Annotated in this window: 15 protein-coding genes and 1 pseudogene; 8 read left to right on the forward strand and 8 right to left on the reverse strand. The window is 67.7% G+C overall.

Annotation, left to right across the window (positions count from 1 at the left end; translation table 11 throughout):
* Positions 1-896: pseudogene (locus MTR65_RS19335) on the forward strand (chromosome segregation protein); the annotation flags it as partial.
* 309 nt (positions 897-1,205) lie between these two features.
* Positions 1,206-1,730: a DUF3598 domain-containing protein gene (locus tag MTR65_RS19340; protein ID WP_243803071.1), complete on the forward strand. Its 525-nt coding sequence runs from the start codon at positions 1,206-1,208 to the stop codon at positions 1,728-1,730.
* Positions 1,731-1,898: 168 nt separating this feature from the next.
* Here MTR65_RS19340 and soxR read toward each other — a convergent pair whose 3' ends face one another.
* Positions 1,899-2,339 (reverse strand): redox-sensitive transcriptional activator SoxR, encoded by a 441-nt coding sequence (gene soxR, locus MTR65_RS19345; protein WP_243803073.1) that lies wholly within the window; start codon positions 2,337-2,339, stop codon positions 1,899-1,901.
* Between the two features lie 285 nt (positions 2,340-2,624).
* On the opposite strand from soxR, the gene MTR65_RS19350 reads away from it, so the two are divergent.
* Complete coding sequence (locus MTR65_RS19350; protein ID WP_243803075.1) at positions 2,625-2,996, forward strand: VOC family protein; 372 nt, start codon at positions 2,625-2,627, stop codon at positions 2,994-2,996.
* 8 nt (positions 2,997-3,004) lie between these two features.
* Here MTR65_RS19350 and MTR65_RS19355 read toward each other — a convergent pair whose 3' ends face one another.
* Both MTR65_RS19355 and ubiA read right to left on the reverse strand, forming a co-directional pair.
* Positions 3,005-3,679: an SOS response-associated peptidase gene (locus MTR65_RS19355; protein WP_243803078.1), complete on the reverse strand. Its 675-nt coding sequence runs from the start codon at positions 3,677-3,679 to the stop codon at positions 3,005-3,007.
* A 21-nt stretch (positions 3,680-3,700) separates the two neighbouring features.
* On the reverse strand, positions 3,701-4,615 hold the full coding sequence (gene ubiA / locus MTR65_RS19360; protein WP_243803081.1) for a 4-hydroxybenzoate octaprenyltransferase: 915 nt from the start codon (positions 4,613-4,615) through the stop codon (positions 3,701-3,703).
* Positions 4,616-4,765: 150 nt separating this feature from the next.
* On the opposite strand from ubiA, the gene MTR65_RS19365 reads away from it, so the two are divergent.
* From MTR65_RS19365 to MTR65_RS19375, 3 genes are all read left to right on the forward strand, one after another.
* On the forward strand, positions 4,766-6,175 hold the full coding sequence (locus MTR65_RS19365; RefSeq protein WP_243803084.1) for a M20/M25/M40 family metallo-hydrolase: 1,410 nt from the start codon (positions 4,766-4,768) through the stop codon (positions 6,173-6,175).
* A 234-nt stretch (positions 6,176-6,409) separates the two neighbouring features.
* Positions 6,410-7,162, forward strand: a complete 753-nt coding sequence (locus tag MTR65_RS19370; RefSeq protein ID WP_243803086.1) for a 16S rRNA (uracil(1498)-N(3))-methyltransferase — start codon at positions 6,410-6,412, stop codon at positions 7,160-7,162.
* Between the two features lie 76 nt (positions 7,163-7,238).
* On the forward strand, positions 7,239-8,612 hold the full coding sequence (locus MTR65_RS19375) for a glutamate--cysteine ligase (protein ID WP_243803088.1): 1,374 nt from the start codon (positions 7,239-7,241) through the stop codon (positions 8,610-8,612).
* A gap of 15 nt (positions 8,613-8,627) precedes the next feature.
* Here the strand turns inward: MTR65_RS19375 and MTR65_RS19380 are convergent, their stop codons facing one another.
* From MTR65_RS19380 to MTR65_RS19400, 5 genes are all read right to left on the reverse strand, one after another.
* Positions 8,628-9,995, reverse strand: a complete 1,368-nt coding sequence (locus MTR65_RS19380) for a methyltransferase family protein (RefSeq protein ID WP_243803091.1) — start codon at positions 9,993-9,995, stop codon at positions 8,628-8,630.
* A gap of 106 nt (positions 9,996-10,101) precedes the next feature.
* A complete protein-coding gene (locus MTR65_RS19385) occupies positions 10,102-11,481 on the reverse strand; it encodes an outer membrane protein assembly factor BamB family protein (RefSeq protein ID WP_243803093.1) in 1,380 nt (459 codons plus the stop codon).
* 23 nt (positions 11,482-11,504) lie between these two features.
* A complete protein-coding gene (locus MTR65_RS19390; protein ID WP_226637695.1) occupies positions 11,505-12,359 on the reverse strand; it encodes a tetratricopeptide repeat protein in 855 nt (284 codons plus the stop codon).
* 117 nt (positions 12,360-12,476) lie between these two features.
* Entirely contained in the window at positions 12,477-13,616 is a 1,140-nt protein-coding gene (locus MTR65_RS19395) for a glycosyltransferase (RefSeq protein ID WP_243803095.1), read from the reverse strand.
* A gap of 29 nt (positions 13,617-13,645) precedes the next feature.
* Positions 13,646-14,548, reverse strand: a complete 903-nt coding sequence (locus MTR65_RS19400; protein WP_226637698.1) for an alpha/beta fold hydrolase — start codon at positions 14,546-14,548, stop codon at positions 13,646-13,648.
* Positions 14,549-14,751: 203 nt separating this feature from the next.
* Between MTR65_RS19400 and MTR65_RS19405 the strand changes: the two genes are divergently transcribed.
* Positions 14,752-16,173 (forward strand): protein adenylyltransferase SelO family protein, encoded by a 1,422-nt coding sequence (locus MTR65_RS19405; RefSeq protein ID WP_243803097.1) that lies wholly within the window; start codon positions 14,752-14,754, stop codon positions 16,171-16,173.
* Positions 16,174-16,315: 142 nt separating this feature from the next.
* Positions 16,316-17,728, forward strand: a complete 1,413-nt coding sequence (locus MTR65_RS19410; protein WP_243803100.1) for a succinylglutamate-semialdehyde dehydrogenase — start codon at positions 16,316-16,318, stop codon at positions 17,726-17,728.
* Positions 17,729-17,996: the final 268 nt, after the last annotated feature.

Consider the following 17,996-nt stretch of genomic DNA (forward strand, 5'->3'; position numbering starts at 1 on the left):
CGCTCGCCGCCGCGCAGGAGGAGCTCGCCAGCGCACGCGAGGCGCGCGCCGGGGCCAACGCGCGCGCCGAAAACGAGGACGCGCGCCGCGTGGAACTTGCGCGCCTTTCGGGCGAGCGCTTCCAGTGCCCGCCCCCGGTTCTGGCCGAACGCTACGCCTTTGCAGCCCCCGACGTCGGCACCGCCGAGGCCGAGAACACGCAGCTGGAAAAGCTCACCGCCGAGGCCGAGAACACGCAGCTGGAAAAGCTCACCGCCGAGCGCGAGCGGATCGGCCCCGTCAACCTCGTCGCCGCCGACGAACTCGCCGCCGCCGAAGCGCAGCTGGGCACGTCGGTAAGTGAAAAGGAAGAACTGGCCGAGGCGGTCGCGCGCCTGCGCGGCTCGATCGGCAATCTCAACCGCGAGGGCCGCGAACGCCTGCGCGCGGCCTTCGAAGCGGTCGACGCGCACTTCCAGCGCCTCTTCACCCAGCTGTTCATGGGCGGCAACGCGCACCTGGCCTTCATCGATTCGGACGATCCGCTCGAAGCGGGCCTCGAGATCTACGCCCAGCCGCCGGGCAAGCGCCTTCAGTCGCTCACGCTGCTTTCCGGCGGCGAACAGGCGCTGACCGCGGTCGCGCTCGTCTTTGCGCTCTTCCTCACCAACCCCGCGCCGATCTGCGTCCTCGACGAAGTCGACGCCCCGCTCGACGATGCCAATGTCGAGCGCTTCTGCGACCTGCTCGACGCCATGACCCGCGAGACGCAGACCCGCTACCTCATCGTCACCCACAACGCGGTGACGATGAGCCGGATGCACCGCCTGTTCGGGGTCACGATGGTCGAGAAGGGCGTCTCGCGCCTTGTCAGCGTGGATCTGGGCGGGGCCGAAGAACTGCTCGCGGCGGAGTAGAGAAAGAGGATTCAAGGGGCCATCGCCCCTTGGACCCCGGGAATGGGCGACCTCACGTTTGTCGATTGAGGCTGCGCGACCAAGGTGAGCCAGACAGTTCCGGGAGCCCGAGGGCGATGGCCCTCGGAAATGTCCCTTCATCCTTCACCCAAAACACTTGCCCTCCCGATCAATTGGCTTAATAGCATACCAATTGAGCGCACCCCGGATAGCCCCGCAAAGGCATCTCCCCCGGCGCCGCGATCCTCCAAGAATAGGCCCACGTTGCCACGCAAGTGGCGCGCAAGATCCCCCGGAAGGAGAGTACCCGTGACCGACCTGATCAACCAGCCCGGCGTGCGCGAAGCCATGCCGATCCTCGCCTCGAACGAAGGTGTCTGGGAAGGCTGGTACCGCTATTACGATGCCAAGACCGGCGAACTCGTCGACCAGCACCGCTCGCGCCTGATCTGCCGCCTGATCCACAAGGACGGCGTCGATCACTACCACCAGACCAACTATTATTTCTGGGACGATGGCCGCAAGGAAGTCCGTGACTTCCCCGCCGTCTACAAGGATGGCCGCATCTGGTGGGACAACGACCTCATCAAGGGCTGGGCCGCCGAGATGAAGCCCGACGACTACAACCGCTCGACCTGCCTCAACTGGACCCGCAAGAACGAGCCGGGCATCTACCTCTACGAGATGATCCAGAACAACGACGCGCGCACCCACCGCTCGCGCACCTGGCAGTGGTTCCGCGACGGCATCTGCTACCAGCGCACGCTGATCGACGAGAAGTTCATCACCCCCGACTGGCAGAACTTCACCAACGAGGACGCACCCGACGTCTGAGGCCAAGGCGCCAAGATGCTGACGCATCACGCCTTGGAATTGCTCAAGCGCCGCACGGGCTTAACCAAGCCCCGATGAGACAAGCTCATCGTGCCTTGGTGGGAGGCCTTGCCTTCGCCAGATACAGCAAGGGGCTGCGCCGATGCGCGGCCCCTTTTTCGTGAACGCTCAGTCGGGGGCCAGCACCAGCCGGGGCCCCGGGCCTTCCCGCCCCTTCACGTCCTCGGCGTTGTAGAGCTGGCACTTGGCAAGGCTGAGGCACCCGCAGCCAATGCACCCGTCAAGCCGGTCGCGGGTGCGCTCGAGCATGGCGATCTGGTCCTCGATCGCCCGGCGCATCGAACGGCTGATGCGCGCCCAATCCTGTGCGCTCGGGGTCCGCCCCTGCGGCAAGCGCGCCAGTTCGCGCTCGATCTCGGCAAGCGGCAGGCCCAGCTTCTGCGCGATGAGAATGAAGCTAACCCGCCGGATGTCCGAGCGCAGGAAGCGCCGCTGATTCCCGCTCGTGCGCAGCGCCTGGAGCAGGCCCTTCTCCTCGTAGAAACGGATCGCGGAGGTCTTGACGCCCGTGCGCCGGGCCAGTTCGCCGATGGTAATGAAGCTGGGCATCTCGGTCTCCGGGAGGTGGGAAGAACAAGGGATTGGTCCGAGGGCCATCGCCCTCGGGCTCCCGGAACTGTCTGGCTCACCTTTGTCGCGCCGCCTGGATCGACAAAGGTGAGGTGGCCAATTTCCGGGGTCCAAGGGGCGATGGCCCCTTGAAAAGTCCTTCTTCTTAACCCGCTAAGGCCGTTCTCACACAGGCCGCACATTTCGCGCTTGATCTCAACTTAACTTGAACTTGCATTTTCTCCAAGCCGGTTGATTCGCCGGTGACACAACAGGAGAAAAGTCATGGCCCGGGGCCGTCTGGAGCACGCCAACATCACCGTCAGCGACATCGATCGCTCGTCCCGTCTGCTGCAGAGCCTGCTCGGCTGGCACGAGCGCTGGCGCGGGCCCGCCATCAACGGCGGCGAGACGATCCATGTCGGCGAGGAATTCAGCTACATCGCTCTCTACACCGACCGCAAGGCGCACGCAGGGTTCGCCAAGGGCCAGCCGCTCAACCACATCGGACTGGTGGTGGACGATCTCGACGTGGCCGAGGCGGTGGTGATCGCGGCCGGGCTCACCCCGTTCAACCATGGTGACTACGAGCCGGGGCGGCGCTTCTACTTCTTCGACTGGGACCACATCGAATTCGAGGTGGTCAGCTATGAATGAGCCCGTGCTCAGAGAAGCCGGGGCATGGTCTCGTCCGTGTCCCCGCCAGGCTCCCCGCCCTGTTCACCCGACGCTGGCAGATCGCCTACGCCGGTCCATAGCCGCCGTGTTCGCTCCACCGTCAGCGGCGCCGGGGAGGTAACGCACAGACCAAAGGCCTCTTCCGGCGCGGCCTCGATCCAGCGGGACCAGTCGCGCCGGGGAAGGAGGACGGGCATGCGATCATGGACATCGACCATCTGCTCGCAGGCGGGCGCCATGACCAGAGTGTAGACCCGGCCCCATTCCGGGCTCTCGCGCCACAGGCCTGCGACCGCAAACGTGTCCACCCCCTCGATCCCGTACCAGGTGCGCGTCATCTGCCCCGCCTTGCCCTCGGGCTCGGCCCAACAGGTGACGGGCACCAGGCAGCGGCGGTGGACGAAGCTGTCCTTCCAGAAACGGGTGTGCAGCTTGTCATCGCGCGCGTTGGTGACGGGCTTGGGCTTGAGGGGCTGGCCCTGCCGGCCCTTCAGCACGAGCGGAAATCCCCAGGTCATCGTCTGCGCGCGCCCCTCGGCAACGACAAGGCCGGAGTAGCCGGGATAGACTTCCTCGGCGAAGTTGGCGCCCTCCTGGGGCAGAACCTCGAACAGGGCGGCAACCTCGGCGGTGCCCTTGGTCATGCGGTAGAGATTGCACATGATGCCGTTGGGGGACCGTCCTCAGACGACCCCAGCGTTGCCCACCACCCAGCAGGCCAGCACCATCACGAAGCCGAGATCCCGGTTCGAGCGGAACCGCGCCAGCGCGTTGTCGCCGTCCTGCGTGTCCAGCGTCACGACCTGAAATCCCAGGTGCATCGCGACGGGCACCAGCGCCATCAGGCCCACCCAGTCGGGGCGCACCGTCCAGAAGGCCAGCCCCCAGAACGCCACGGCCAGCGCATAGAAACCACCAACGCCCAGGCGCACGTGCTGGCCCAGCCGCCGCGCGGACGAGCGGATGCCCACCAGCGCGTCGTCCTCGCGGTCCTGGATCGCGTAGATCGTGTCGTAGCCGATGCACCACACGATGCAGCCCGCGTAAAGCGCGGCGAGCGCGCCCAGCTGGTCCTGCCGGATCTCGATCCAGCCGACCAGCGCGCCCCAGGTAAAGACCATGCCGAGCCAGGCCTGCGGCCACCAGGTGATGCGCTTCATGAACGGATAGGCGGCGACGAGCGCCACGCTGCCCAGCGCCACCAGCTGCGCTTCGAGGCGCAACTGGAAGAGAACGACAAGGCCCACCGCGCAGAGCAGCAGGAGCCAGACCCAGGCCGCCTTCTTGCTGACCCGCCCGCTTGCCACCGGTCGCTGCGCGGTGCGCGCCACCTTGCGGTCGAGGTCGGCATCGACGATGTCGTTGAGCACGCAGCCCGCACCGCGCATCGCAATCGAGCCCACCAGCAGCCAGGCGATGAGCCACAGCCGCTGCTCGCCGCCCGCCAGCATCACGCTCCACGCGCAAGGCCAGAAGAGCAGCCACCAGCCGATCGGACGGTCGAATCGCGCCAGCATCGCGTAATCGCGAAGCTGCGGCGGCAAAGCCGCGACGAGGCCACGTTGCTGGCTGTCGGGGACGAAGGTAGGATCACTCACCCCCCGGGAAATACCGGATCAAGACGCCCCTGTCATGCCCAACGTGCCCCATGCACACAGCCTGGCCGCTTTGGCGTTGCGCACAGTGCACGAACGCGCAACAACACAGGCTCGCTCACAACGCGATCACGAATGGGGGACACGAAAACGATGCGCTTGAACACACTCGCCTTTTGCACCGCGATGGGAAGCGTGCTGGCACTCGCCACGCCGCCTGCGATGGCCCAGGCCCCCGAAACACCTGCGGGCCGCGAAGCGCTTTCCGTCCTCCAGGAAGCCGTCGCCATTCCCACAGTCCAGGGCCGCGGGCAGGTTCCCGTGCTTGCCGCCAAGCTCAAGGCGCGCCTGCTCGATGCCGGATTCGCCGAGGACGAGGTCACCTTCGTCCCCCAGGGCGAGACCGGCTACCTCCTGGCCCGCTACCCGGGCCGCGACCGCAAGGCGCCTGTCACCGCGATCATCGCGCACATGGACGTCGTCGAGGCCAAGCCCGAGGACTGGGAACGCGATCCCTTCACCCCGGTGATCGAGGATGGCTATCTGTTCGGGCGCGGCTCGCTCGACAACAAGGCGGGGCTCTCCATCGTGACCGCCACGATGATGAAACTGCGCCGCGAGGGCTGGGTCCCCGCGCACGACATCGTGCTCGGCTTCTCGGGCGATGAAGAGACGCAGATGGCGACCACCGCCGCCATGGCCACCGCCATCGTCCACGAGGCGGGCAAGGTCGATCTCGTCCTCAACGCCGATTCGGGCCACGGCTCGCTCGACGAGACGGGCCAGCCCTTCGTCTATGAGGTGCAGGCGGGCGAGAAGACCTACGCCGACTACAAGCTGACCCTCACCGATCCCGGCGGCCACTCCAGCCGTCCTGGCGCGACCAACGCCATTGCGGCCATGAGCGCGGCGATGGAGAAGATATGGGCCTACAAGTTCCCGGTCACCGTCAGCCCGCTGACCAGGGCCTACTTCGAGGGCAGCGTGGATGCCGCCCCCGCCGATGTGGCGCCCGCCATGCGCGCGCTCATCGCCGATCCCACCGACGCGAAGGCCGCCGCCACGCTGTCCGCGCGGCCCGAGTACATCGGCCTCATCCGCACCACCTGCGTGCCCACCATGATCGAAGGCGGCCACGCGCCCAACGCGCTCCCCCAGTCAGTCAGCGCCAACGTCAACTGCCGCATCTTCCCCGGCACCTCGCGCGCCAGCGTGCAGGAGACGCTGGCCCAGGTCATCGCCGATCCTGAGATCGCCATCGCCTTTCAGGACAACGGCACGCTCGAATCGATCGAGAGTCCCTTGCGCGCAGACGTCATGCAGGCGGTCGAAGTCGCCGTCCACGAACGCGCACCTGGCCTCTCCATCGTGCCGGGCATGAGCGCGGGCGCGACCGATTCGATGCACTTTCGCTCCAAGGGCATCCCCGCCTTCGGCGTCGGGGCCGTGTTCATGAAGCCCACGGACGCATTCGCCCACGGCCTCAACGAACGCCTGCCGCTCGCCACGCTCGATCCCGCGGTGAAGCAGTGGGAGACGCTGCTGCGCACGTTGTTGAAGTAAATAAGGGACGGAAGGTAATATATTTTCAAGGGGTTATTACCCCTTGACCCCAGAATTGGTGAGCTCACCTCTTTCGGCCAAGGCGGCGCGAGAAAGGTGAGCTTGACCATTCTGGGAGCCCGAAGGCGATGGCCCTCGGACCTGTTCTTCTTCCCGTTCCCCGCGATCTTTCCCTTTGATCTCCCCCGCCCGCCCCCTCTAAGGCGCGTTCCTCCGCTGCAATGAGACCCGCCCATGCCCGCCACTCCCGCCTGGCCGCCGCGTTCGGCCCCCCGTCTGTTCGTTCCCGGACCGCTGGCCGAGTGGCAGGAGCTGCGCCTTGACGGCAACCCGGCGAACTACCTTGCGCGGGTCATGCGCGTGGGCGCGGGCGATGCGGTGATCCTGTGCGACGATGTGACCGGCGAATGGACGGCCGAGGTGCTCGACGCGGGCAAGCGCCACGTCACCCTCACCCTTCGTGACAAGCTGCGCGACCGCGAGGCGGTGCCCGATTTCTGGCTCTGCGCCGCGCTTCTGAAGAAACCCAACTTCGATCTCGTCATGGAAAAGGCGACCGAACTGGGCGTCGCGCGTATCCAGCCGGTGCTGACCCGGCGCTGCGTTGCCGACAAGCTCAATCCCGAGCGCGCGCAGACCATCGTGTCCGAAGCGGCCGAGCAGTGCGCGCGCACCGCGCTGCCCGAACTGGCAGGGCCGGTGAAGCTCGACGCGTTGCTGGCCGACTGGCCGGAGGACCGCGCGCTGTTCTTTGCCGACGAACAGGGCGGGGAACCGGCCGCGGCGCAATTTGCCGCGCACGATGGCCCGGCGGCGCTCCTCGTCGGCCCGGAAGGTGGCTTTGACGATGCCGAGCGCGCCGCGATCCGCGCCCATCCCGCTGCCCGTGCGATCACGCTGGGCCCGCGCATCCTGCGCGGCGAAACCGCCACGATCGCGGCCTGCGCGGTGTGGATGGCAACCCGGGGCGACTGGTCCACCGTGTGAATACCTAGCCATATTGTATGCCTGGAAACAAAAATGGGGCTGGCGCTAAGGCCTTCGCATCTCTACCTCCGGGCCCATGAGTACCCGCGAGGCTTCGGATCGTGACGATCCGGTAATCGAGACCCTGGACCAGCTTGCCGCGCCGATGGCCGCGGGCGAGAAGCCGCGCGAGGCGTGGCGGATCGGCACCGAGCACGAGAAGTTCGTCTACGACACGAGCGACCACCACGCCCCCTCCTACGACGAGGAAGGCGGCATCCGCGACCTGCTCCTCGCGCTCGAGGAATTCGGCTGGGAGCCGATCCTGGAGGGCGGCAAGGTCATCGCGATGAAGGGTGCGGACGGCACCGTCAGTCTGGAGCCGGCCGGACAGCTCGAACTTTCGGGCGCGCCGCTGGAAAACCTGCACCAGACCTGCGCCGAGACAGGGCGTCACCTCAACCAGGTCAAGGCCATTGGCGAGCGGCTCGGCAAGGGCTTCCTCGGCCTTGGCATGTGGCCCGACAAGGCCCGCGCGGACCTGCCGCTGATGCCCAAGGGCCGCTACGACATCATGACCCGGCACATGCCGCGCGTCGGCTCGCTCGGCCTCGACATGATGCTGCGCACCTGCACCATCCAGGTCAATCTCGACTATTCGAGCGAGGCGGACATGGTGCAGAAGTTCCGCACCTCGCTGGCGCTGCAGCCGCTGGCGACCGCGCTCTTTGCCAATTCGCCCTTCACCGAGGGCAAGCCCAACGGCATGCTCTCCTACCGCAGCCACATCTGGTCGGACACCGACCCGGCGCGCACGGGCATGCTCCCCTTCGTGTTCGAAGAGGGCTTCGGCTACGAGCGCTATGTCGAGTACATGCTCGACGTGCCGATGTACTTCGTCTTCCGCGACGGCAAGTACATCGACGCCGCCGGCCTCTCCTTCCGCGACTTCCTGAAGGGCGAACTTTCGGTCCTGCCCGGCGAGAAGCCGCGCATCTCGGACTGGAACGACCACCTCTCCACCGCCTTCCCCGAAGTGCGCCTCAAGTCCTTCCTGGAAATGCGCGGTGCCGATGGTGGCCCGTGGAACCGCATCTGCGCGCTGCCTGCGCTGTGGGTCGGCCTGCTCTATGACCAGGGCGCGCTCGACGCGGCCTGGGACCTGGTCAAAGACTGGGACATGGAAGGGCGCGAAACGCTGCGTTCCTCGGTGCCCAAGCTCGGCCTCGACGCGCCGATCCCGACCGGCGGCACCTTGCGCGACATCGCGGGCGAAGTCCTCGACATCGCGCGGCAGGGGCTTGCCGCGCGCGGCCGCCTCAACGCGAGCGGCGACAACGAGACCGGCTATCTGGAACCGCTGGCCGAGATCGTCGCCAGTGGCCGGGTTCCGGCCCAGCGCCTGCTCGACCTCTACAACGGTGAGTGGCAGGGCGAGATCGCCCCTGTCTACAAGGTCAAGAGCTTCTGATCCGGCCGGGCCGCCCTACTCGGCGGCCTGCGCGGACACCGGCCTGGGCGCAAAGCGCGTCCAGAGCGCCGAAATGGTGCGCGTGATGAAGGCATTGCGCGCCATCCACGCGTGGTATTCCCGGTACTTCGCATCCTCGCGCAGGAGATGCGCTTCCTCGGTCTTCGCGCGCCAGAAGTAGATCGCGCTGACGATGGCGAGGAGGACCGTGTTGCGCACCATGTCGGTGAGCGATCCGTTGGTGACGAGGAAGGGCAGCGTCGAGAGCCACCAGAAGGCGTTCTTCGACAGGTAGGCCGGGTGGCGCGTGAAGCGGTAGGGCCCATTGGTCAGGACGCCGCGATAGGTCAGGTTGGAAAAGCGCAGGCCAAAGGCGAAGGTCGCCCAGGCGTAGATCGCGGTCAGCACCACCATCAGCCCCGCCCAGAGCCACAGAAGCGGCGTGTAGCCCTCCAGCCAGTAGGCCCAGCCACCGGTGTGGACTTCATAGCCCAGGACGTCCGAACGCCCGATCGTGCCCCATACGAAGGGCGGATAGCACAGGAGCGCGGCCACCCAGCCCGCGAGGAACGGGTTGCCGCTGCGGATATGCGCGTCGAGCGGGCGGAAGGTGAAGATGTAGCCGACCGTGCCGATCTGCACGTCGATGAGGAACAGGAGGCCGATCAGGAGCGAGCCCGTCTCGACCGGGTCGGAGCCGATCCGCGACAGGTCCGCCTCGACGATCTGGGCAAAGCCGCCGGGCAGGATCGAGATCATGAAGGCCCCGAAGAAGCCCTTGATCGCCCAGGCCCGCCAGTGCTTCTTCACCTGTTCCGCCTCCCACGCCTCGCGGCCCAGAAGGAGCGCGCCGAAGTGCCAGGAGGCATCGCGCGGTTCGACCATGAACCGGTCGAGCCACAGGACATAGGGGATCGAAAGGAGGAAAAGGACCGGCGCCGCCGCGCCGATCACCTGCATGGCAAAGAGATACTGCCCGTCCCAGTACCAGCGCGCGATGCAGTAGAAGAGGCCGATCCCGATCCAGGTCGCCCAGAGCCCGGCGATCTTGGTGATCGAGATCTCCCGGACCGCGCGCCAGGGGCGCGGGCGGGCCCAGTCAATGCCGGTGGAGGGGCTTTGGTGAACCTTGTCGACTAGGAGCGAATAGAGGCTCATCGCCGCGCCCGTCACGAAGAGCGCCGCAAGCGCGGCGTAAGGTCCGCTCATCGGGGCGCGGGGGCCGGGAATGTGGAAGGCCTGCGCCAAACCCGCCCAGTTGCGGCAGATCAGCAGCCAGCACAGGAGCGCGGCCAGCCCGACAAGGCCGACACCCGCCGACACGTCACTGGTCGGGCGCTGTGCGCCTGTCTCGCTATCCCCCGTGTCCCTCTGGCTGGTCATGCCAAGAGAGCTACCCGCAATTGGTTAAAGCGACCGAAACGGAGGAAATCGGCGCGAAGAGAGGCGAAGGGCGCATGTCCGAAGCCGAACACGCGCCCCACCGTACTTAGCGGAACGCGGTGATGCGGCCCGAATCGTCGAGCACGAAGAGCGTCGAGTTGGCCACCACAGGGGCCAGCGAGACCGCGTCCTTGACCTCGGTGAAGAGGGTTTCTTCGCCGCTGGCCGGGTCGATGCGGTAGACCTCGCCGTCCGAATTGGCCGTCCACAGCGCGTTGCCCGCCAGCACTGGACCGACCCAGAACACCGGGTTCTTGCGCTTCTTGGGATTGCCGTAGCGGGTCAGCTGGGTCAGCCAGCGCACCTTGCCGTTGGCGCGCGAGATCGCGAGGATCTCGGCCTTGTCGTCAAGCGTGAAGACCCAGTCACCCGCGACCGCCGGGGTGGAGATGCCCGCCAGGTTCAGCTCCCACACGCGCTGGCCGGTGAGCAGTTCGTACGCCGCCATGCGCCCGCCCTGACCCAGCGCGAAGACGCGGCCCTGGTCGATGATGGGATCGGCATCGACGTCGGTAAGGCTGCCCACCTCGGTCGAGATCGAGGTGCGAGCAAGCGCGTCCGACCAGAGCTGGCGGCCGTTCTCGTAGCGGTAGGCCACCAGCTCGCCCGAGGAGTAACCCGCAATGACCGTGCCACGCGCCGCGGCGGGCGAGGCCACGCCGAAGACGCCGGACTGGGTGATCGAGCCCGATTCGCTCCACAGCACCTTGCCGTCGGCCGCGTTGAGCGCGAAGATCTGGTTGTCCTGCGTCATCACGTAGATCGCGTTGAAGGCGACCGTGGGCGCGCCGCGCAAGGGGCCTGCGGGCTTGACCGACCAGGTCTGCTCGCCGGTGCGCGCGTCAAGCGCGGCGACTTCGCCCACACCCGTGGTGACGAAGACCTTGCCGCCATCGAAGCTGACACCGCCGCCGAAGATCGACTTCTCGTCCTCGCCGGACACCTTGAAGCTCTTGGTCCAGACCTCGCTGCCGGTCTCCACGTTGAAGGCGTGGACCACGCCGCGCGTGTCGACGACGTAGAGACGCCCGTCGCCCACCACCGGCGAGGCAGCGAGGCGCGCGCGCTGCGTGGAGCCTGCAATGCTGGCGCTCCAGACCTCGGACGGGCTGGAGGACAGCGCGAGGTGGCCGTAGGACTTGCTGGCGCTGCCACCGCCCTGCGCCCAGGTCGCGTTGACCTGTTCGGGCGGCAGGATCACCGAGACGCCGGCCATCGAGGGATCGACTTCGGCGCCGCTCTCGATGCGCGAGAGGATGGGGATACGCTCACCCACGGTCGGGGTCTTGGGACCACCGTCCCCGCCACCGCCGAAGAGCTTGCAGCCCGAAAGGCCCGTCACCAGCGCGAGCGCCAGAAGCGGAGCGGCGCGGCGGCGCCACACGGCGCGGCGCGGGGCCCGATGGGTCAGGTCGACTGCGGTCATGCCTTTATCCTTACAGGTAGATTTCATTCGGCGGCCGTATCGCCGCTGTCGGCGGCCTGCGCCTTGGCGCCCTTGGGCGCTGCATCGGGTTCGGACGCGGTTTCAGCGTCCTCGATCGCCTCGCCGCGCGCATCGACCACGTCAGGCACGGCATCGACGCCCAGCACGGCGGCCAGCTGGCGCGCGCGGCTGCGCTGGCCTTCGCTGGCGTTCTCGTCCTTGGCGATCTCGGCGAAGAGGGGACCGGCCTGGTCGGGCTTGTCCATCTTGAGGTAGGCCATGCCCACCATCTCGGCCGCGACACCGAACCAGGCGTTGCCCGGCGCGGCGAGCGGCTTGAGCCGGTCAACCACATCCTGCGGCTTCATCTCGTCAAAGCGCGCCGCGACAAGGCGCACAGTGGCGAGGTCGCGCAGCGGCTTGGGGGCGGCCTCATCGGCGGCGACGCCTTCGTAGATCTTGGCGGCACCGGCGACGTCGTCCTGCTCCTGCGCGATCGCGGCGAGCATGAGCTTGGCGGGCACGGCGTTGCCCTTGGCATCCTCGCCGCTCAGCGCCTGGAGCTTGGCCTTGGCATCATCGAGATTGCCCGCCTGGACGCTGTCGAGCGCCTGGATATAGGCCTCGGCGTGCTCTTCGCGCAGGGTCTTCTGGTGGTGGTTCCAGTAGAGCCAGCCACCAAAGCCTGCCAGGACGAGCACGATCAGCACGGCGAGCGCCAGCCCCTTGCCCTTCAGGAAGCTTTCCATCTGGTCCTGGCGCAGGGCATCGTCGACCTCGCGGACGAAGACGTCCTGCTGCGCGGCCTTGCGGGCGGCGGCCTTGTCGTTCTTGTCGGAGCCGGTGGAGGCGGAATTCGTGTCAGGTGGCAGGGCCAAGATCGGGGCGCTTTCTGCGGTACGAGGTGGGTTTGGGGCTGTTTAGCGTATGCATGCGGCTTTTCAACGGCCATCATCGCTGCACGTCCCGCTCTGAAGCGGAACTGAACGGGTCTGTCAGGACGGCAAGGGCCAGCCTTGCGCGCCTCCCATAGCCGCTGCGTAGGTTTCCCGATAGGCCGAAATCATCGCGTTTTCATCGTAGAAGGCCTGGGCATGGGCCTGGTTGGCGGCTCCGACCCGGGCGCGCAGGGCCCCGTCCCCGGCAAGCTCGCCCAGCGCGCGGGCCAGCGCCTCCTCATCGCCGGCCGGGGTGATGAAGGGTCGGTTTTCCCCAGCCACCATCGCTGCCACGTCGCCGACAGCCGGCGCCGCGATGGCGAGCCCCGCCGCCATCGATTCGACCACCGAGATCGGAAACTGCTCGCTGTCGGACGAAAGCGCGAAGAGATCGAAGAGCCCCACCACGCGCGCCGGATCGGCAACGAAGCCGGGCAGGTGGACACGCTCAGCCACCCCCAGCCGCTGCGCTTCGGCGAGGATCGCGGTGCGTTCGGGCCCCTCGCCCACGATCACCAGCTGCCATGGCTGCGGCAGGGTAGCGAAGGCGCGCACCAGCCGGGGCAGGTTCTTGACCGCGCGCAGCCCCGCCAGCGTCCCCAGCCAGAACGTGCCGGGCGCCTTGGTGAGGCCGGGAAGGGAATCGGGAGCCGGGCGCGCGGTATAGCGCGCGGTGGGAATGCCGTTACCGATCAGCCGCACGCGGGACGCAGGCTGATGCCAGGCCTCCCGCGCAATGGCGGCAAGGCGCTGCGAGGGGACGACCAGCGCCGCCGCGCCCGCCAGCGCTGCGCGCCGGAAGAGATTGCGCTGCCACTTGAGCCCGCCCGCCTCGTCCTCGTTGAAGCCGTCCTCGTGGTGAACGAGCGGCCCCAGGCCAAGGCGCCGGGCAAAGAGACGGTGCGCCAGCACGGCGTCCATGGCGCCCCAGTTGTAGCTGAGGACAAGATCGTACCCCTGCATCGCCCGGGCGATACGCCACAGGCGGGCCGGTGTGGGACGTCCCTGAAGCGCGGGGAAATCGCCCCCCAGCGTCACATGCAAGGCCGGATCGAGTACATCGGCCGCGCCATAGGCGCCGGGCTGGGCCGAGACCACGGCATGCGCGATGTCCGGCCCGAAGGCCTGCATCAGGCGCACCGCACGCAGTTCCTTGCCGCCTGCGTTGAAGCCCGAATGAAGGTGCAGGACATGCACAGGTGCCCCCTTCCCTGTCCCCGCCCCGCTCAGAGCGTGCGCGCCAGCAGCGCCTCGATCGCGGCGAGCGCCTCGGGCTCGTCGAGCGTCGGGGCGTGGCCCACATGGGCGAGCGTCAGCGCCTCGGCGCCGGGCACCCGCTCCAGCATCTGCGCCAGGGTCTTGAGCGAGAGCACGTCGGAAAGTTCGCCGCGCACCACCAGCAGCGGACGCCCCGCCATCGCCTCCCATGAGGGCCAGAGGTCGGGCTGGTCGGCCAGGTCGATGTCGAGCACCGGCTCGGCGATCTTCATGTCGTAGTCGAACACCACGCGCCCGCTGCTCGAAAGCGTCATCAAGCGCTTGGCCATGCGGATCCAGAAGTCCAATGGCTGGTCGGGGTGCGAGCCGTCGTGCGCGTCCTCGATCCCGCGCGCGGCGTGGACCCAGGTGGGATAGCTGCGCCCCTGCCCCAGGTATTCGCGGATGCGCTCCATCCCTGCCGGTTCAAGCCAGGGGCCGACATCGTTGATGACCGCACCTGTGATGCGCTCGGGGATCTCCTGGACCAGCCCCATGGCCAGAAGTCCGCCCAGCGAGGTGCCGATGACGACGACCTTCTGCAGCCCCTCGTGGCGGATGAGATCGAGGATATCGGCGACGTACTGGACAGGGCCGTAGCTGGAGGCCTCCTTCGCATAGTCGCTCTCGCCCCGCCCGCGCAGGTCCGGGCACAGCACGTGCCAGCCGCGATGCGCAAGGTGGGGGGCAAGACCGTCGAAGTCGCGCGCGTTGCGGCTGAGGCCGTGGAGGCACAGCACCACCGGGCGCGCCTCGTCCAGCACCTGCGCGCCGTCCGCGCTGGCGGGAAGATAGTCGCGGTAGTGGAGCTTGAGACCGTCCGCGCTCGACCAGTAGCGATCCTCCCAGAGCTGTTCCTCGGTATTGGTCATGTCGCGATGGCGTCCCGGTCTCGTCCTGTTGCGGTTGCCTGGCGCTCTGCGCATCGCCGGCGCCAGGGGCAAGCGACTGATAGCCCTCCCCGATCCATCTGAACACCCGGCTTGGCCGAGGCGCTGCGAAGGGACGCTCGCCCTGCGCGCGGCGCACGCGCTTAGCGCTTGAAGCCGCGCGCGGAGACGTCCACCTAGGAGGGATGGCAAGCTCCCCCCCCGCGTCCGCCCCCTACTGCCCCGACACCCCGATCACCGCGCTGGCCGACTGGCTGGCCGATCCTGTCTCGCCCGCCCCTTTTCCCTCGCACACGCTGCGCTTTCGCAACGACCGCTGGGCGCAGGCGGTGGGCCTTGGCGAGCTCAGCGAAGACCAGTGGATTGCCCACTTCGGCCGGTTCGAGCCGCTGGAGGGCAATCTTCCCCGCCCGCTGGCGCTGCGCTACCACGGCCACCAGTTCCGGAACTACAACACCGATCTAGGCGATGGGCGCGGGTTCCTTTTCGCACAGATGCGCGAAGGAGGCCCGGGCGGGCGCCTGCTGGACCTGGGCACCAAGGGCTCGGGCCAGACACCCTGGAGCCGCGATGGCGACGGGCGCCTGACGCTGAAGGGCGCGGTACGCGAGATCCTTGCCACCGAAATGCTCGAGGCGCTGGGTGTCGACACCTCCAGGACCTTTTCGGTGGTCGAAACCGGCGAGGAACTGTGGCGCGGCGATGAACCCTCCCCCACCCGCTCGGCGGTCATGGTGCGCCTCTCGCACGGGCACATCCGCATCGGCTCGTTCCAGCGCCTCTACGCGCTGGAAGAGACCGAGCACCTTTCCCGTCTCGTTGATTATGCGCTGGCGCAGTATCCGGGGACGCAGCCGCCCGAGGACGCGCCCGACCGCGCCAATCCCGCCATCGTGCTCCTCCACCAGGTGGTCGAGCGGCTCGCCGATCTCGCCGCATCCTGGATGGTCGCGGGCTTCGTCCACGGCGTCCTCAACACCGACAACATGAACATCTCGGGCGAAAGCTTCGACTACGGCCCCTGGCGCTGGGCCCCGCGCTGGGACCCGCGCTTCACCGCCGCCTACTTCGACCGCACCGGCCTCTACGCCTTCGGCCGCCAACCCGAGGCGCTCCTGTGGAACTGCGGCCAGCTGGCCCAGGCACTGAGCCCCTTGGCCGAAACAAAGCCGCTGATCGCCGCGCTCGACCGCTTCGCCCCGCTCTACCAGGCGGCCATGGCGCGGCGCTTCTGCTGGCGCCTGGGTGTCGAGCCGCGCGGGCAGGAGGCCGACACCGCACTCATCAAGGCCGCCGAGGACACCATGGTCGAGACCGGCTTCTCGCCCGACCGCTTCTTCTTCCACCACCGTGCAGCCCGCAATGCAGGCGAGGACGCCTTCGGCCAGCAACTTGCCGCCTATGCCCCCGCCACCGACCTCGACGATCCGTTCTGGCACGAGGGCACACCGCCCGACCTCCACATCGAGGAAGTCGAGCGCGTCTGGGCCGCCATTGCCGAACACGACGACTGGAGCGAACTCGAGGCCAAGATACAAGCGATCCGGGCGCTCGGGGACCAGCTGGGGGCAAAACCGAGGCCAGCAGGCCACTGCGCGCTTTTGTAACTCGCATTAGGAACCCGGTAGGGATACCTGTGCAAGGGAATGCAGGATTTCCAACTTCTTCCCCTTAGGGATCGCAGGCTCTAAGGGGATTTCACAGTAACGTGCATAAGCACAGACAAACGATCGGGGAACGACCGGGAACGTGAGCGCACCGGATATCATCTCTCTGGAGCCGGCGACGGGTGCCGAGGTCTGGCGCGGCAAGCCCTGCGATGTCGACGATGTCGTTGCGCGTGCACGGCGCGCCTGGCCCGCCTGGGCCGCGCAGCCGCTGACCACGCGCATGGAGCTCATGCGCCGCTTCGCCAACGAGGTCCGCAAGGAGGCCGACGCGCTGGCGCGCACCATCGCGCGCGAAGTGGGCAAGCCCTTGTGGGAGGCCCACAACGAGGTCGAGGCGGTCATCGCCAAGGTCGAGATCTCGATCCGCGCCTATGCCGAGCGCACCAGCCAGCGCAAACTCGACTCCGCGCTCCAGGGCAAGATGGCGCTGCGCCACAAGCCGCACGGCGTGCTCGTCGTGCTGGGGCCCTTCAACTACCCCTGCCACCTGCCCGGCGCGCACATCGTGCCCGCGCTGATCGCGGGCAACGTCATCGTCTTCAAGCCGAGCGAGAAGGCCCCGGCTTCGGGCGAACTCCTCGCCCGCTGCTTCCAGCGCGCCGGGGTCTCGGCCGCGGTCATGCAGTTCGCACCAGGGGGCCCGGGCGAAGGCCAGCGCCTTGTTGCGCACGACGGGATCGACGGCGTGCTCTTCACAGGCTCGGCGCCGACCGGCATCGCCATCAACCGCAAGCTCGCCACCCGCCCCGACAAGATCGTGGCGCTGGAGATGGGCGGCAACAACGCGATGGTGATGTGGGACACGCCCAAGCTTGCCGACGCCGCCGCGCTGATCGTCCAGTCCGCCTTTGCGACCGCCGGCCAGCGCTGCACGGCGGCACGGCGCCTGATCGTCAAGGCCTCGCTCTACGACCAGATCGTGCCACTGGTGAAGAGCCTTGCCGACCGCATCATCGTGGGTGCCCCGTTCGACGAGCCCGCCCCCTTCATGGGCCCGGTTATCGACAACGCGGCCGCCGACGGATTGTCGGAAAGCTTCCTCTACCTGATGAGCCACGGCGGCAAGGCGATCAAGCACCTCCAGCGCCCCGACGGCACGCTGCCCTTCCTCTCGCCCGCGATCATCGACACGACCGCGATGGCCAGCCGCCCCGACGTCGAACTTTTCGGACCGATCCTGCAAGTCATCAAGGTCGACGATTTCGACCAGGCCATCGCGGAGGCCAACAACACCCGCTTCGGCCTCGCCGCCTCGCTGATCGGAGGCACGCCGCAGGAGTACAACCGCTTCTGGGCGAACATGCGCGCCGGGATCGTCAACTGGAACCGCGCGACCGTGGGGCCCAGCCACGCCGCGCCGATGGGCGGCATCGGCCTTTCGGGCAACCATCGCCCGACCGGCTACTACGCGGCGGACTACTGCGCCTACCCGGTCACCTCGGGCGAGATGGAACAGCCCCGCGCGGTGATCGGGGTGGGACTGAAGTCCTGATCCGAGGGCCATCGCCCTCGGGCTCCCCGAACTGTCTACCTCACCTTGCGCGCGCCACGGTGGCTGAAAAAGGTGAGGTCGCCGATTTTGGGGTCAAGGGGCGATGGCCCCTTGAATCATTACTCTCTTCCGCTCTGCGCCCTACTTGCCAGTGGTGACGAGATTGACCTCGGTCGTGCCCGGCCCGGACGGCCCCGCGTAGACGACATAGGCCGCATCGCCCTTGCGCCCGCCGATGGCGTAGTCCTTGCCGGTGCGGCGCACCTGC

Origin of the sequence: Novosphingobium mangrovi, from assembly GCF_022818885.1 — a bacterium.
Taxonomy (GTDB): Bacteria; Pseudomonadota; Alphaproteobacteria; order Sphingomonadales; family Sphingomonadaceae; genus Novosphingobium; species Novosphingobium mangrovi.